Source organism: Brevibacillus fulvus (assembly GCF_016908525.1).
Taxonomy (GTDB): Bacteria; Bacillota; Bacilli; order Brevibacillales; family Brevibacillaceae; genus Brevibacillus_G; species Brevibacillus_G fulvus.
The window spans coordinates 282,951-298,875 of record NZ_JAFBEB010000003.1; the positions used below are offsets into that span (position 1 = coordinate 282,951).

Annotated in this window: 15 protein-coding genes; 11 read left to right on the forward strand and 4 right to left on the reverse strand. The window is 51.6% G+C overall.

Annotation, left to right across the window (positions count from 1 at the left end):
• Positions 1-21 precede the first annotated feature (21 nt).
• The 8 genes from JOD01_RS06835 to JOD01_RS06870 all read left to right on the forward strand — a co-directional run bounded on the left by JOD01_RS06835 (position 22) and on the right by JOD01_RS06870 (position 10,822).
• Positions 22-774 carry a vWA domain-containing protein gene (locus tag JOD01_RS06835; RefSeq protein ID WP_204517513.1) on the forward strand — a complete coding sequence of 251 codons (753 nt, stop codon included), beginning with the start codon at positions 22-24 and terminating at the stop codon, positions 772-774.
• 15 nt (positions 775-789) lie between these two features.
• The gene (locus JOD01_RS06840; protein WP_204517514.1) at positions 790-1,764 is read left to right on the forward strand and encodes a hypothetical protein; all 975 of its coding nucleotides are present in this window, start codon (positions 790-792) and stop codon (positions 1,762-1,764) included.
• Positions 1,761-2,594 (forward strand): hypothetical protein, encoded by an 834-nt coding sequence (locus tag JOD01_RS06845; RefSeq protein ID WP_204517515.1) that lies wholly within the window; start codon positions 1,761-1,763, stop codon positions 2,592-2,594. Before JOD01_RS06840 ends, JOD01_RS06845 begins: the two co-directional genes overlap by 4 nt.
• Positions 2,591-2,992 (forward strand): hypothetical protein, encoded by a 402-nt coding sequence (locus tag JOD01_RS06850; protein WP_204517516.1) that lies wholly within the window; start codon positions 2,591-2,593, stop codon positions 2,990-2,992. The genes JOD01_RS06845 and JOD01_RS06850 overlap by 4 nt, the downstream gene beginning before the upstream one ends.
• Positions 2,993-3,019: 27 nt before the next feature.
• Positions 3,020-7,114: a type VII secretion protein EssC gene (essC, locus tag JOD01_RS06855; RefSeq protein ID WP_204517517.1), complete on the forward strand. Its 4,095-nt coding sequence runs from the start codon at positions 3,020-3,022 to the stop codon at positions 7,112-7,114.
• 142 nt (positions 7,115-7,256) lie between these two features.
• Positions 7,257-7,529 carry a WXG100 family type VII secretion target gene (locus tag JOD01_RS06860; RefSeq protein WP_204517518.1) on the forward strand — a complete coding sequence of 91 codons (273 nt, stop codon included), beginning with the start codon at positions 7,257-7,259 and terminating at the stop codon, positions 7,527-7,529.
• Positions 7,530-7,622: 93 nt separating this feature from the next.
• Positions 7,623-9,719, forward strand: coding sequence for a WG repeat-containing protein (locus JOD01_RS06865; RefSeq protein WP_204517519.1), 2,097 nt, complete (start codon positions 7,623-7,625; stop codon positions 9,717-9,719).
• A complete protein-coding gene (locus JOD01_RS06870) occupies positions 9,716-10,822 on the forward strand; it encodes a hypothetical protein (protein ID WP_204517520.1) in 1,107 nt (368 codons plus the stop codon). Before JOD01_RS06865 ends, JOD01_RS06870 begins: the two co-directional genes overlap by 4 nt.
• A gap of 68 nt (positions 10,823-10,890) precedes the next feature.
• Here the strand turns inward: JOD01_RS06870 and JOD01_RS06875 are convergent, their stop codons facing one another.
• A complete protein-coding gene (locus tag JOD01_RS06875) occupies positions 10,891-11,892 on the reverse strand; it encodes a metal-dependent hydrolase (protein WP_204517521.1) in 1,002 nt (333 codons plus the stop codon).
• Between the two features lie 236 nt (positions 11,893-12,128).
• On the opposite strand from JOD01_RS06875, the gene mutY reads away from it, so the two are divergent.
• Positions 12,129-13,253 (forward strand): A/G-specific adenine glycosylase, encoded by a 1,125-nt coding sequence (gene mutY / locus JOD01_RS06880; protein ID WP_204517522.1) that lies wholly within the window; start codon positions 12,129-12,131, stop codon positions 13,251-13,253.
• 85 nt (positions 13,254-13,338) lie between these two features.
• Here mutY and JOD01_RS06885 read toward each other — a convergent pair whose 3' ends face one another.
• The 3 genes from JOD01_RS06885 to JOD01_RS06895 form a co-directional block, all read right to left on the reverse strand.
• The gene (locus JOD01_RS06885; protein ID WP_204517523.1) at positions 13,339-13,500 is read right to left on the reverse strand and encodes a YrzI family small protein; all 162 of its coding nucleotides are present in this window, start codon (positions 13,498-13,500) and stop codon (positions 13,339-13,341) included.
• Between the two features lie 142 nt (positions 13,501-13,642).
• Positions 13,643-13,804 carry a hypothetical protein gene (locus JOD01_RS06890; protein WP_204517524.1) on the reverse strand — a complete coding sequence of 54 codons (162 nt, stop codon included), beginning with the start codon at positions 13,802-13,804 and terminating at the stop codon, positions 13,643-13,645.
• A gap of 446 nt (positions 13,805-14,250) precedes the next feature.
• Complete coding sequence (locus JOD01_RS06895) at positions 14,251-14,475, reverse strand: hypothetical protein (RefSeq protein WP_204517525.1); 225 nt, start codon at positions 14,473-14,475, stop codon at positions 14,251-14,253.
• 342 nt (positions 14,476-14,817) lie between these two features.
• Between JOD01_RS06895 and JOD01_RS06900 the strand changes: the two genes are divergently transcribed.
• Together JOD01_RS06900 and JOD01_RS06905 are read left to right on the forward strand one after the other, a co-directional pair.
• The gene (locus tag JOD01_RS06900) at positions 14,818-15,231 is read left to right on the forward strand and encodes a GNAT family N-acetyltransferase (protein WP_204517526.1); all 414 of its coding nucleotides are present in this window, start codon (positions 14,818-14,820) and stop codon (positions 15,229-15,231) included.
• A 106-nt stretch (positions 15,232-15,337) separates the two neighbouring features.
• Entirely contained in the window at positions 15,338-15,874 is a 537-nt protein-coding gene (locus JOD01_RS06905) for a DUF402 domain-containing protein (protein ID WP_204517527.1), read from the forward strand.
• Positions 15,875-15,925 lie beyond the last annotated feature (51 nt).

Below are 15,925 nucleotides of genomic sequence, written 5' to 3' on the forward strand. Positions count from 1 at the left end.
GGCCAACGAGGGGGAATACAGATGAACTATCGGATTCAGGCAACGCAAAAAACACCTGCGCTGGTTATTTATGTACTTGATGTGAGCGGCTCCATGTGCCTTCCGATGGGCGACAAACGACGGATCGATGTCGTGATGGATTCATTGACGACAGCGATCAGGCAGATGATTTTTCGTTCAACGAAAGGCAGCCGTCTTTCACCTCGTTACCGAATTGCCATGCTGGCATACAGCGACGAAGTGTATGATTTGCTGGATGGCATCAAAGGGATCGATGAAGTGGCAAGGCTGGGGCTTTTGCCCGAATTGAGTCCGCTGCGCCTGACAGACACGGCCAAGGCGTTTGCACAGGTGGAAAAATTGCTGCAGGAAGAACTGCCTTTTATGCAGGATTGTCCCGCTCCGCTGGTCTGTCATATGACCGATGGTGCCGCCACTGGCCAAGATCCGGAACCGATTGTCAAGCGAATCATGAATATGGCGGTTCCAGACGGCAATGTGCTGGTGGAGAACATTTTTATCTCCGATCAGATCTTGGCGGAGCCGGTTGCCGATCCGAAACGCTGGAGCGGCATACTGCCGGAGACAAAGCTGATCGACGAACATGCCGAAAAGCTGCGCAAGCTTTCTTCGCCAATCCCCGACAGTTATTTGGAGATGATGCGGGAGTCCAGTTACAGCATCGAAAAAGGAGCGTTGATGATGCTGCCGGGAACAACACCGGAGTTGGTCTCACTCGGTTTTCAAATGTCAGCCGCTACTCCCGTTCGTTAGGAAAAGGGTGAAACGATGCGTGACAAATATGTGTATGTCAAAGTGCGGCAGGATGAGGAAACACCGTTGCAAAGACTGAAAGGGCCGTTTTACGGGCGGTTTGCCTATGCCAGAGCGGCGGAAACCAAGGCGCTCGGCGACAAAGGACAGGACTATTTGACGTTTGCGCAGACGGCCGATTCTTTCATATTTGCCATCTGTGACGGTGTCAGTCTCTCCTTTTACGGCGACTTGGCTGCCCGTTTCCTGGGAGACACTTTGCTGGACTGGCTCAGTTCGCCCGTATTGGAGCGAATCGTCGATCAACAAAAGCTGCGCAAAAATTTATACGAACATCTGCAAAAGCTGACCGTACCGGCCAGTCACTTTATCCGCAGCTACAATCTGCCTCCCACGGTCACCGGCTTGCTTCGGGACGTGCTGGAAGAGAAACGGGAACGGGGCAGCGAATCTACCTTTATATGCGGGCGGGTCGACCTCCCGAGCAAAAAGTTTGCCGAAGGACGAATTATTCTCGCCTGGCATGGCGATTCCCGTTTGCGCATTTGGGAAGGAGAGCGTGAGAGGACGGCGATGTTGGGCAGCACCTTTTTAACTTCACAACGCTGGTCGACGCATCGCGGACCGATTGGCGGCATGCCTTCACTGTTTGTCGCCGGCTTGCAACCGGCTGCAATCAGCAGATTGCTGGTTTATACGGATGGATTGGCGCAACTGGATGACAGGACGGGGCCGCCCGATGACCGGGAGTTGCAGCGGCTGATCGATGCGGCCGGACAACAGACTTACAGCGATGACATTGCTCTGCTTGAACTGTCTTGGGGGGGAGCGCCAAAACAGCCCAAGTCTCAGCCCGTTCGCCTGTTATGGCCAGTGAGGCGCACCTTCAGGCAGGGGCTCTCCAAACTGCTGCATGGCTTGATTGGACTGACGGAAGCGATGTTGCATGCTTTGCATAGATTAGAGCGTTATTTGAGGAGGCTTCCATGATTGATACACGGACTTCGCTGAAACTGAATGAGCAGGAGCTGTTTTTCCTGACCATGCTGTTGGGAGCCGATCAAGTGGTCGGTCTGGCTGATCCGTTTCCCGGTTTTCTTGTCGAAGAGATTGAGCAGGAATGGCACAAGTGCAAAACAGCGCTGATTCAAAAAGGTTACCTATACGAGGACGAAAGCGGACTTTTTATCGATGAAGCGGTGGACTCGCTCGTCCGCCCCTGTGCGGCGTCGCTGACTACGGCTCAATGCTATCTTTCCGCGCCCGCCCAGGCGGTGCCGCTTGAGTATTATGTGTATTTTGGTGAAACGTTGGCGGTGGAAAGCAGACGGGAAGAGTCCGGCTATCGGTTAGCCGCATTGGGTGATCCTTATCAGGTAATCGAGACCATTGCGGAGCGTTTTTCGCTGCAGCCGGTACCTGCAAGCAAAGCCGAGCCGATCGCTCTGCCGAATCTGTTTTTTCAGGGACTGCGTCATTCGGCCCCCGAACGTTCCTTGACTGAATTGACCCAACTCCTGGAAGCATATTGCGCACCGAACGAAGCAGCCGATTTGGCCAGCAGCTTGCGAACTCCGACGGAGGAAGGGCAGGTTATTGTCATGGCTCGTCATCCTGTACGGCAAGAGTGGGAAATTGACGGGATCAGCTTTTTTAGCGGAGATCATCGATATTGGGTGATCCGCTTGGAAAAAAACGCCGGAGAAGATTGGGTGAAGCTGAGCCCTGTCTCGGGTGAGGAACTGAAAAGCCGGCTGCGCGCTGCGCTGCTTGAGCCGTTCGCTGCCAGGACCGAAAGCGGCGGGGGGCGTCGTGCATGAGAACGATTATCGCCACGATTGTGACCGGCCCCGATGAACGGGAATGGCTTGATATGGAACTGCCGGCAGAGATTCCGGTTGGCCGTATCGCCGTGTTAACCGCCGACGCCTTGCGCGGAGAAGTAAGCGATCTGGAAATGGTTCAGTTTTCTTTGGAGCAGAAGCGGGCGGAAGGAGAATGGCAGACGCTGGAGCAAGACAAATCTTTGGAACAGCAACTGGTTTGCGATGGCGCTTATTTGCGGGTTCAGCGCGGTTTTTCCACAGTGGACACAGGCAAGCCATTGAATGGCTGGCGCTCCTTGTTCGACACCGTGCGGCCGTTTGCGCTTGTTTCCAGCTTGCGGGATGAAGACACCGAGCCGCAGCCGGGTTACGTTTGGAAACTGTTGGAGTAATGGAAGGAGAATGGAGGGAGCTATGCCATGAAGTCGGAGTTTTTTCAACGCTCACCGCGAATCAAGAAGCAGATCCCGCAAAAACTGATCGAAGTGCACTCCCCGCCCCCCCATCCCGTTTCCCCCAATTTTTCCGTCGTTTCGATCATCGTGCCGCTGATTATGACCGTCGTCACGATCAGTCTGTACATCTATATCAACACCAGCATGAGCAGATCGAGCAATCCTACCTATTTATATTTCCAAATGATTTCCATGGGAATGATGATGGTCTCCTATACCATTCCCTTCTTCGTTTACTTGTCCAACAAACGCGGCTACAAAAAGCAACTGCAGGAGCGCACAAAAGCGTATCGGGAACAACTGGAAAAGCATCGGGAGGAACTGAAGGCGTCCCGGGAGGAACAAAGGCAAATTTTACGGGAAATCGATCCGGACCCGCAGACATGCTTGCGCAAGATTGTCCAGCGGGACAGCTCGTTATGGGAGCGCTCGCCGCGCGATGAGGATTTTTTGTCGCTTCGCCTGGGGATCGGCGAGCGCTTGTCGAGCGTGGCCGTGAAAGTGCCGAAACGGATGGGATACGAACAGGAGCCTTTGCTGGATGAAGCGGAACAGCTGGCGCAAGAGTATGAAATGGTTCCGGACGTGCCGATTCATCTGCCTTTGTTAAAAGCAAGGGTGGTAGGCATCGTCGGTCAACGGGCGGATGTATTGAATACGGTGCGGGCCATCGCTCTTCAGCTGGTCACCCATCATTCACCCGATGAACTGAAGCTGGGCGCGTTTTTTCATTCGCAAGAAACGGAGCAGTGGAGCTGGCTGCGCTGGGTGCCGCATATTTGGAATGACGACAGGACGATCCGCTACATGGCCAACCAGAAAGGACCTGCCCGTCAGTTGCTGGATACGCTGTATGCCGAATTGAATCGGCGGCGCATCAACAAAGGGGAACTAGGTGGCGATAAGCTGCAAATACCGAACTGGGTGTTTTTTTTGTCTGCCCCTCATTTGGTCGAGGATGAACCGATATTGCCGCTGCTGTTGAAGGACGCGGAGGCGGTGGGGGCGTGTACGGTTCTGCTGGCGGACAGCAAAGATTCGTTGCCGATGCATTGCAGCGTCATTGTCGAGGCTGGTTCCAACACGGCCAAACTGGTGGAAACGGAGGCGGTCAACCGACAGGAAGCGGGGGGGATTGAACATCATTTCACCCCCGATCAGGTGCCGTTGGAACTGGTTGATCAAGCGGCGCGCCAACTGGCTCCGCTTCGTCTGAAACGTTCGATGTCGTCCGAGTTGCCCAAGGTGCTGACGCTCTTGGACATGTTTGCGGTAAATCGGGTAGAGGAACTTGATGTTCTCGACAAGTGGAAGAAAAACCGTTATCCGCAGACATTGCCTGTTCCTGTGGGCGTGAAGGCCGGCGGCAAACTGATGGTCTTGAACATCCACGACAAAATCGAGCGAAAGGGCCATGGCCCACACGGCTTGATGGCGGGGACAACCGGTTCGGGGAAAAGTGAAGTGATTCAATCGATCGTTGCTTCTTTGGCGGTCCACTATCATCCGCATGAGCTGGCTTTTCTGCTGATCGATTACAAGGGAGGCGGAATGTCGAACACGTTTCACGACTTGCCGCATCTGGTCGGAGCGATCACCAATCTGGAAGGCGGTCTGATTGAACGAGCCAAAGTATCGCTGCGGGCTGAACTGGTTCGGCGCCAGCGCATTTTCAATGAGGCCGGCAATTTGCAGCATATTGACGAGTATTATCAATCGCCGTGGCGGGAGCGGCATCCACTGCCGCACCTGATCATTATTATTGATGAATTTGCCCAGTTGAAAAAAGATCAGCCGGAGTTTATGAATGAGCTGATCTCCATAGCCGCGATCGGACGTACCCTTGGCGTTCATTTGCTGCTGGCAACGCAGAAACCGGGCGGCGTGGTCGATGACAAGATTTGGAGCAACTCGCGGTTTCGCATCTGCTTGCGCGTTCAGGATGATGCGGACAGCAGGGAAATGTTGAAATTGCCGAATGCGGCCTGGATAACCACGCCGGGCAGAGGATATTTGCAGGTCGGGAGCAACGAAGAGTTTGAATTGGTGCAATATGCGTGGAGCGGTGCCCCTTATCAACCCGACCGGGCGGCACGGGAACGGCAGCTCAAGGTGGTTAAAGTTGAACTGAACGGCCAGCGCTCGGCATTCGCCATTAAAGGACAGGAACAGGCTGCGGAAACGACTGCCGGAGGGCAAAAGCAGCTGCAGGCGTTAATAGGGCATTTGTCCCGGCTGGCCAAGCAGGAAGGCATTGCGTCATTGCCGGGCCCATGGCTTCCGCCGCTGCCAACGACGCTTTTTTTGGAGGACCTGTATGCCGCTGACGGTTCCGGCTGGAATGGCCGCGGCTGGCGGCATACAGAGCGCTGGCTGGAAGCGCCCGTCGGATTGGTTGACGATTTGGCCAATCAAAAGCAGGAGCCGCTGGTCATCTCGCTGGAGGAAGGTCATTTGCCGATCTACGGGATGCCGGGCACAGGAAAAACGACCTTTGTGCAAACATTGATCTTGTCTCTGGCGCTTCGCTACTCACCGAAAGATCTGCATATGTATGTGCTGGACTTTGGGCGGATGATGCGCGATTTTGCCAAGCTGCCCCATATCGGTTCGGTCATTCAGGATGACGAGCGGGACAAGGTGCAGCGCCTGTTCCGATTTTTGCTGCGTGAGCTGACCAGGCGAAGGGAACTTCTGGCCAACGTGGGCGCCAAGACGTTAACGGCTTACCGGCAGGCAACCGGCGATGAGATACCGGCAATTGTTGTCTGCATTGATGGCTACCTCAACTTCCGCAACGCTTATGAGCAAGAGAACATGCAGCTGGAGCAGCTGCTGAGAGAAGGCGGAAGCGTCGGCATTATATTTGTGGTAACGGCCAACCGGATTACCGATATTTTTGACCGGGTGCGCAGCAATTTTGCTTTAGGGGTTTGCTTTGAACTGGCCGAGCCGGGCGATTATTATTTTGCCGTCGGCCGTCCCAGCAAACCGCCGGTAAATCTTCCAGAAGGCCGGGGGTTGGTCAAAGGAACGGTACCGCCGCTGGAATTCCAAACCGCCTTGCCAGCCAAAGGAGAAACAGAGACAGAGCGGATCGGCGCGATGCGATCGTTGATCCAGCAGATGGATGAAGCGTGGACAGGTGAGCGCGCCGCAGCAATCAAAACCTTGCCTGAGGAGATTTGGCTGGAGGATTTGCTTGCTCCGAATTTGCCAAGCGAGTTTGAACGAACAGCGGGCAAAAGCCGGTTGAAGGTCCCGATTGCTCTCGATATCGATGATCTGACGCCATTTGCGGTTGACCTGGAGGACGGACCTTACTTTCTGGTAGGCAGTCCGCTGGAAGGCGGGAAAACTTCCCTGCTGCTGACCTGGATCTTGTCGCTTGCCACTCACAACTCGCCGCGTCATCTCGACCTTTATTTGATTGATTACCGGCCAACGGCAAAAGGTTTGGCAGCCGTCCGCTCGCTTCCCCATGTCAAAGGTTATGCTGACAAAGAGGAGGAAGTAAGAGAGATGTTGCAGCACCTGACACAGATGGTTGCCGGGCGCAACGCTACGGCGAAAGCGGAAGAGACGGGGCAAAGCGGCGAACTGCACGAGGAGCCGGCCATTGTTTTGGTGATCGATGACGCTGACCTGTTTTACCGGCAACTGACGGATTATCAGCTAAAGGATCAATTAACGCAATTGCTGAGGCAAGGGCGCACCAAGCGAGTCTATGTAATGATCGCCGGTGTTCCCAATGATTTTCCGTACAGCAGCAATGACTGGCTTGCAGATATTAAAGGGATGCAGACCGGTTTTCTGCTGGCAAGTCTGGACAGCAACGATCTGTCTGTTTTCCGCATTCCGTCTACGGAGATGAATCATTATGCAACAAACAGTAAAATTCTCCCTTCCGGCCAAGGCTATTTCGCCAAACGTCGCTTCTGCAGAATCAAGGCAGCGTTGCCTTTTTCCGAGCAGCGTCCTCCTGCCGAGTGGGTGAAATGGCTGGATGCCTTTTGGCACCCGGCCGGGCAAAACGGCTGTATTGGCTTAGGTCAATAGTCGGTTTGCAAAGTTGTCCGAAAAAAACAGATTTGGTAGTATATTCCCATTTTTGGTAATATTTTAAAATTGAATTGAATCTTTTTGTTTCCCCTTGTTACTATTGAACAGAAGGAAAAAAGAAAAAGATGGAGGTTGAAGTATGGCGCAGCGTATTCTTATTACCCCCGATCAGGTGGATGCTGTTGCAGCTCAGTTCAGACAAGGAAGAGAAGAAAGCCAGCAAATCATTGATCGCCTGAACCAACAGGTACAAAATATGGAAGGTCAATGGGATGGGATGACAAAGCAAAGATTCTTCCAAGAGTTCCAGGAAGCAAAAAAATCGATGGACAATTTTACGCAACTGCTGGAGAGCATCTCTCAAGAGTTGACACACATTGCCAATAAATTCCGTCAAGCGGACAACGGTTGATAATAGAAAAGGACTAGGTGTAGGTCTGCCTAGTCTTTTTCATTGCTGTCCGTTATCCCAGAAACTGCAAGGAGTTGCGGGAGGCGTTTTGCTATGGCATTCAAACCTAATGTTGGTGAGGAGATTACCTTAGGGGGGATTACTTATACGGTTGGGGAACATCCAATGGCGCCGGGGATTCCTTATGGACAAGAAGGCCGCCAGGGCACGGTTTATCAGTTAATCCCCAAAATCGAAACAAGCACCGGTTGGAAAGCAATGAAAGTTTTTCGCAGTCATTATCGTCATCCGAAACTGGTTTATTTGTCGGAACAGTTGGGCAAGTATGCGCAAATGCCGGGCTTGTTAGCCTGTGAACGGTTCGTCGTTACCCCGCAGCAAAATGGCGAACTGCTCAGTCAATATCGCGAGCTCATTTATGCGGTTGTCATGCCGTGGATTGAGGGACCGACCTGGATGGACATGATTTTGGAAAAACGGGAGATCAGCAAGCGGGACAGCCTGCTGCTTGCGCGTTCGCTGGCCAAGGTATTGTCCGGAATGGAGCAGCGCGGATTGGCTCACTGTGATTTGTCCGGTGCCAATATTATTTTGCCGCGCATGGTCAAGGACAGCATTGAAGACGGGTTTTCATATGTAGAACTGGTTGACGTGGAGCAGATGTATACACCGCAGCTGGACCAGCCTGATGTGCTGCTGGGGGCATCGCCCGGATATGACAGCATTTATTCACGGCACACGGAACAGTGGAATCACGACGCCGATCGATTCGCCGGGGCTGTCTTGCTGGCGGAAATGCTTGGCTGGTCTGATCCGCAGGTTCGTGATATGGCCTGGGGCGACAGCTACTTTATGCCGGAAGAAGTGCAGGGAGAAAATGAGCGGTACGAGGTTCTCCGCGAATCGCTCCGAACACACTGGGGCGAAGCGGTCGGCTCGTTGTTTGAACAGGCGTGGAACAGCCAGCAATTGAACGAGTGCCCTACATTTGGCGAGTGGTTGCTGGAACTGATGGAACTGGATCACCACAGGCCGGCGCCGTCGTCTTCCACCTCCTCGCCGGCGCAAAGCTGGATGCCTCCGTTGCCGCCCATTGAGCCTGCACAGACTGCCCAGCCCGAACAGCCTGTCAATACGGTAAGCGCTTATTTGCAGCTGGAACAAGGCAAAGAGCTGGAGAAGCAAGGAAAGCTGGAAGCTGCCTTGGATGTGTATCGGTCATTGCAGCGGACGTTGCCGTTCAACCATGCGTTGGCGCAAGATCTGGTCATGATGGTCCATGAGCTGGAAGCGCGGATTGAAGCGAGGCGGCTGTTGGGGCAGCGGGAAGAGAAGCCGCTTGCGGAGGAACCGCCGCAGCGCGGCAAACGCAAGATTTGGCTCATCTCCGCGGTATCCGTTCTGCTGGTGTTTGGCTGTGCCGGTTACGCCTGGTCGCAAATCGAAGCGAAAAAAGCAGCCGAAGCCGCCAAACAGCAGGAGGCGCAACAGAAGTTGCAGGAACTGTTTGCCCAGCAACAGGAAGAAGAGCGAAAACAACAGGAGGCAGCGCAGTTGGCCGCGGCAAGGCAAGCGGAGCAGGCAGCAAAACAGCAGGCCGAACAAACAGCGGCAAGGCAAGCGGCCGAAGCGCAGAAACAACAGCAGGAGTTGCCCGAACAGCAAACACGGACTGCCCAGCAACAGGCGGAGGAAGCGGCCAAACAGGCCGAAGCGGAAGCCCGGAAAAAACAGCAGGCGGAATTGGCCGCGGCTAAGGAACGAGCGCGACAATCGGCGCTTCGTCAGCAGCAACAGAAAAAACAGGCGCAATTGCAGGCGCAAAAACAGGCCGAATTGAAGCAACTGCAGCAGCAAAAGCAGCTGGCAGAACAAAAGCGGCAACAAGAGATGGCCTCTGGGGCCAACCTGATCGCCAAGCAGAAAAGCGGCTTGTGGGGATATGTGAAACGAAATGAGCTGGGGCAGGAACAAGTGGTCATCCCTTATCAGTATGATTTTGCCGCTCCTTTTTCCGAAGGGTTGGGGATGGTCAAGAAAAACGGGCAGTTCGGCTATGTCAATACAGGCGGTCAAGTCGCCATCCCGCTTCGCTATGACTGGGCGACATCTTTTAAGAATGGCCGGGCTACCGTGAAGCAAAATGGAGAAAATCTGGTCATTAATAAAAATGGTGAGGTTGTGAAATGAGGAAACAGAGAAACAAGGTATGGATGATCGTTTTGTTGGTTTTGACGCTGTTGACAAGCTTGAGCAAGGGAGTGCAAGCGGCCAAACTCCCGAATGAGAATTGGGCCAAAGAGTACATTGAGTTTTTGTTTCGGACCGATATCGTATCTGATCCTACCTGGTTGTATCAACCGGATCGTCTCATTACGAAGGAAGAAGGCCTGGCCCTGGTTGGCCGTTTGCTGAAAGTGGTCTATGGTCCCTTAAGCGAGGGGGCATATACGAACCGAACCGACTATCGGGCGGTATACAAACAGGAGATTGATCAACTGGCCGGACAAATCGATATGCTGGTCAATATCGAACAGAAAAAGACAAGCAAACTGCAGCCCGGGGAAAAAATGTTGTACTATTTGCATTTGTCTGCGATGGGGCAGCCGATGAAACAGCCTTTGCGCTACAACAGCGATTGGTGGTTGTCTGCCGCCCACTTGCAGCAAAGCATGACGAGAGAAGAACTAAGCATGGTGCTCAGCCATGTGTTGGCGCCGCAGATCGACCGGGCAGCGAATCGTTCGACGGGAATCGAGCAGTTGTACGACGACCTTTACAACTGGAAAGGAAACAATCTTTACCGCGACACAGTTACCCTGTTTCCGTCCGTCCTGAAAAGCTACAAAATATTTCAAGCGGATGCCGACTTTCAGCCGAAACAAGCGGTGACTCGCGGTCAATACGCCGTCGTCTTGAAACGGTTATATGATTTGCTAACGGGAGAACACCAGCGGATTGCCGGGGGTGTGGCGGAACAAGCCGATCAAATCAACGTGTTGCTAAGCGCGGCCTCTTACGCGTACCAGCGGGGAGATCGTCAGCAGCTGACAAAATTTTTCAGCGATAAGGCGATCAGTCAGTTGGAGAAGATCAGACCGATGCCATTCCATCAATATTACGGTGAATTGACGGTCGGTGAGACGAGCGCAAGCGAGATCAGTTTGAGCGGCTTCTATCGGTCCAGCCAGATGGGGAATTACCAAATCGATTACCGGCTGGTCAAACCGGCAGAGCAAGCTAAGGCGCCATATGGCTGGATAATCGATTCATTCAACTATATCCAACGCTGACCTAAAAACGCTTCCGTCATGTGAACAACGGAAGCGTTTTTGCTGTCTTGTTTTGCTCTCTTGATAGTTTAATTTAACTGAATTTCTTTCTCGGGGTTCAATTTCTTCGCCAACTGTTCCTCGCCGCGATGGAGCCATCCGGTGAAAGAATCCCGAACTTTCATGTTTTTGTCCAGATAAACGGCGGCGATCAATTTGTAGTGGCTTTTTCCTGCTGAACGGGAGCGATAACGCAAATCGATCCAGCGCACTTCATAGCCGAAATCATGTTGCTTCACTTCCGGATGAGCAAACTCGGTGAACGAAAGAAACGATCTGACCTTCTGATCTTGTTTGGCGATTGTGACCACGGCCGATTCCGGTTTGATCGCAAACGTGTCCAAAATGATCGGTTCCCCATGATTCAACTCTCCGACGTACCAATGTTGTTCGGATTTGACCACAAAAGTCCATTGATTCCACGAATGCGTCGGAATCACCGTGTAGGTGCCGCTGACGCCCAATTCTTGCCGGAGCAAGTCACAGGCTTTCTTTTGCGCCTGATAACGCCAAATGTAGTAAAATGTAAGCAGGAGATAAATGAGCAAAAAGGTGCGGCCCGGTTCGGCACCGTAAGCCCACAACAGCAGACCGAGCACATGCAGGCCAAACATCAATGGATCAAAAATAAAGATAACATTGAGCCGAATCCATCTGCGAGTGAACGGATAGAGACCTTGGGTGCCGTAGGAATTGAACAGATCGACAAAGACGTGCAAGCCTACAGCGACAAACGTCCAAGCGAGCAAGTGCGCCCAATGGAGCTGCGGCGAAAGCGCCTGAAGCAGGCCGAAAATGGCAATTGTCCAGAGAAACACAGCTGGAATGGAATGGGACAGACCGCGATGATTGCGGATGTATGCGGCACTTCCAAAAATGCGGGTAAACCCGTCAAGATCCGGAGCTTGGGACCCAATCACCGTAGCCAATAAAACGGCTTCGGACAATCCCGGGGAAGCGGCGACAACCGGATCGAGATGAGCCAACCCTGCCAATGCAAACCCCATCGCAAAATGAGTGGCGGTATCCATGCAGTGTAAATTCTCCTTTCCAAAGGTAGGTTCTATCCATTACCTCAAAACAGGCTGCCGCCTGTGAAGCAACTGACAACTGTATTGTGGTTTTATTTATTATAACGCCTTCCGGAACAGATTTCCTGCCGAAAGTCTGAAAAGGGAAAAAAAGATCATGCAAGGTTGAGTGCTTCTGATTTGGGCAATTCATTACGACAAGACAAAGTGCGCAAGGAAGGATGACGCAGAACAGAATGGCAGAAAAAAAAGCGAAGCAACAAAACAGCAAACTACCTGAAGAATTTGAAGTGTTTGGCTTTGCCAATGATTTGCTGGCCTGGTATGACGCGCAAAAACGCGATTTGCCCTGGCGGATCAACCGAGATCCGTATCGGGTCTGGGTGTCGGAGATTATGCTTCAGCAAACGAGAGTGGAGACGGTAAAGCCCTATTACCAAAACTTTATGGAGAAGTTCCCCACGATTGAAGCGTTGGCGGATGCTCCTGAAGAAGAAGTGTTAAAGGCGTGGGAAGGATTAGGCTACTATTCCCGGGCAAGAAATCTGCAGGCGGCGGCGCGCGAAGTGAAAGAACAATACAACGGAATCGTTCCGGACACATTGGAGGAAATTTCTCGCCTGAAAGGAATCGGTCCCTACACGGCGGGGGCGATTTTAAGCATTGCCTATGAAAAGGCGGAACCGGCGGTTGATGGCAATGTGATGCGGGTTTTTTCCCGATTGTTGCTGATGGAAGACGACATCGCCAAACCGGCGACGAGAGTCAAGTTCGAACAGCTTGTCCGGCAGACGATCCCCGACGGGCGGGCGGGCGATTTCAACCAGGCGTTGATGGAACTGGGCGCTCTGGTTTGTTTGCCGCGTACGCCGCAATGTTTGACCTGCCCCGTTTTTGATTATTGCCTGGCGCGTAAAGAAGGGGTTCAACACGACCTGCCGGTCAAAGGAAAAGCGAAACCGCCTCGTCCGGTGGACATGCTGGTCGCAGTCATCGCCAATGGAGATCAACTTTTAATCAGAAAACGTCCGGAACAAGGGCTGCTGGCAGGCATGTGGGAATACCCTATGGTGGAAAAAGCGGCAAGCCGAAATGAGCAAGATCAGCTGTATGATTGGCTGTTGGAGCGCTATGGGATTGAAGCGGACATTGAGCAAAAATTGACGCGAATCGAGCATACTTTTTCTCATCTGCACTGGCAGCTCGAAGTGTATTGGTGCGAGCCGATTGCGATGGAAGAGCTGTCATTTTGGCCGGATCAAGCAAAATTCGTGCCGTTTTCCCAGCTGAGCGAGTATGTATTTCCGGTTGCCCACGCCAAAATTACCGAATGGCTCAAAAACCACGGGAAGCAAGCTTGAACTTAAACCCCATTCCGGGAAAAGATGATAGCGAGCAGGAATGAACACTGCTCGCTTTTTTATCCTCGGGCAAACGGCTGAAGCCCTACATTCCGGAAAAGTAGCGGGGCAATGAAGCCAGCAGATTGCGCCGTTCGTTTTCCAGTTGCTCCAGCAGTTGCATTTGCCGGTATTTCATGTATTGTTTCTCCGCGCTGACGACGCGTTTATCAATCACGATTGTAAAGAAGATCAATGGAATCACCATGCCATCCATTCCTCCTCGGTTCCCACTCTCATCAGCAAGCATAGTCAGGTGCCGTGTATCGATTTTACCCCTGTTAATTTCATCATTTGTTTTCGCTGTTTGTTGTGCATATTCATCACTCCTCCAGAGCAAGGTATCAACCTTAGAAACGGGTAACAAATTCCGGATACTCAGCCGCTTTCAGCTGTTCGTCGAGTTCGCGCTGCTTTAACAGCGATTCCTGTTGGTGTTGAATCCAGCGCTGTTCGGCAGTCGGTTTGTTTTTTTCGATTTTGACGGTGAAAAACAGTAAATTAACGATCATGCTGCTCCCTCCTTTCCAGCGTGATAAATATATAGAAAAAGGCCGCAGGTTATGCCGAATTCCTGCGGCCTTTTTCCTGAAACTGGAAATCAGGAAGGTACAAAAAGACCGCAGGGAGATAGCACCTGCGGCCTCATTCAACGATTGGAAGCCAAAAATGGCTTTTCAAATCAATTGGAGTTTAGCCAAATAAGGAGGTGCTACCATATGAGTTTGTTTTGCCATCAGCAGTTCTTCTTGGGAATGTTCTCATCATGGTTACGCACCTCCTTTGTAAGTGATTGTTTGATACTATAAGAGTATGGCATTTTTTTCCGGTTGTAAAGGGTTATTTTTTCGATTTGAAATAAAAAGTATTTTCTGATAATAAGCATATAAAAGAAAAAGCAATTGAACACTGCGGTCAATTGCTTTGCGAAAGGAGTGTTTGTCAGCCAGAAGCGGTATTAATCGTAAATAACGGTAGAAGAATGGTCCCATCCACCGGAATCTTGTCCGATCGGGCCGCGCGCTTCCAATTCGTGAATAATTTTGGAATGGATGGATACCCCTTCTGTATTCAAATAAGCCGCCAGCTCCGACATCGCATGATGAAAATAAAGAAGTTCATGAAGTTCCCATTGGTCGACCGGCGTCATGGTCAGTTCGGAAAATTCTCGACCGATATACACGTTACCACCTCTTTTCCAAGCTTAGACATCTTGTAGTATGTTCTGGGGAAAAGGTGTTCATGCAGTTGTAATTTTTTTAACTACTGGTACTGGGCGCTTTTTGGCACAGGCAGGCGTTACGGTGTATAATGGGAGAAGTTCTCGAAATAACTTGATCGCGGGTGTCCATTATTAGCCGTCCATCGAGCGAAAAAACGCAAAGTGTCTGAGCGAGTCATTTCGCACAGCACGATTGGGCGCGATGAGTTCCCGGATGACCGGAGGAAGAGAAGAGCAAACAGCAGACAAACGTCATCAACTGGTGTAAAATAGAATTTATAAGCCATCTAAGGAGGCCTTGTCATGCTTATTCGTTCTTTCCGCCTAGGAGATTATTCAGCCATTACCCGTATCTGGAACGAAACAGGCTTGGAAGAAACCGATTCGGAATCATTTGATGCATTGGCAAAACAATTGGCTTGGGATAGTGACTTGGTAATGGTTGCGGAACTGGATGGAGAAGTCGTTGGGGTAGTCGTCGGCACGGTGGACGGGACACGTGCTTACTTTTATCGATTGGCTGTACTCCCAGGGAAGCAAGGAACAGGCATTGGTCGAAGTCTTGTGGAAGCCTTGGAGAAGCGATTTAAACAGCGCGGTGTCAACCGGGTGCTGATAATGGTGAACCAAGACAAACCCGAAGTTCTGCCATTTTACCATTCCCTTGGGTATAAAGTGCAAAAATATATCACACTTTCCAAAAAGCTCTCTTCCTGAAGTTTATTGTGCCGATCACACCAGTTTGAAACTCGGAGTTTCCATGACTGCGCGGTCAAATCCGATCGTTTCCTTTTGTAAAGAGAAGAGAAGAAAGGGGAGAGACATGTCCTCAGCTCCAGGCACAAACATCCGCATAGAAAGTTTTAAACATGACCATTCCCTCCACCGGATATGGGACAAGACTACGCTCGTTCATATTAGTGATGCGGTTGTTATAGGCGGTAATGATCGTGTCAAGGTAACGGAATCCGACGGTCGGGAGTGGCGGACCCGCGAGCCGGCGATTTGCACGTTTGGCCGCGGCCAATGGTTTAATACGATCGCGATGATCCGCGATGACGGAATTTATTATTACTGCAACATCGGCTCGCCGTTCAGTTTGAAAAATCAACTGCTCAGCTATATTGATTATGATCTTGATGTAAAAGTTTATCCGGATATGACTTACACGATCCTGGATGAAGAAGAATTTTTGTTACATAGCCGGGAGATGAAATATCCTCCCGAAGTCGTAAAGCATGTTCAATCCGCGCTTCAGGAAGTGCTGGAATGGGTACGCCTGCGGAAAGGTCCATTTCAGAGCGGTTTTGTACAGCGTTGGTATGAACGTTACCTAGTGGTTCGAGGCGATGAGGAGTAAATCCCTTTCCCGGTGTTCGGGAAGGGATTTTACTTTATGTGGATAGCCGAA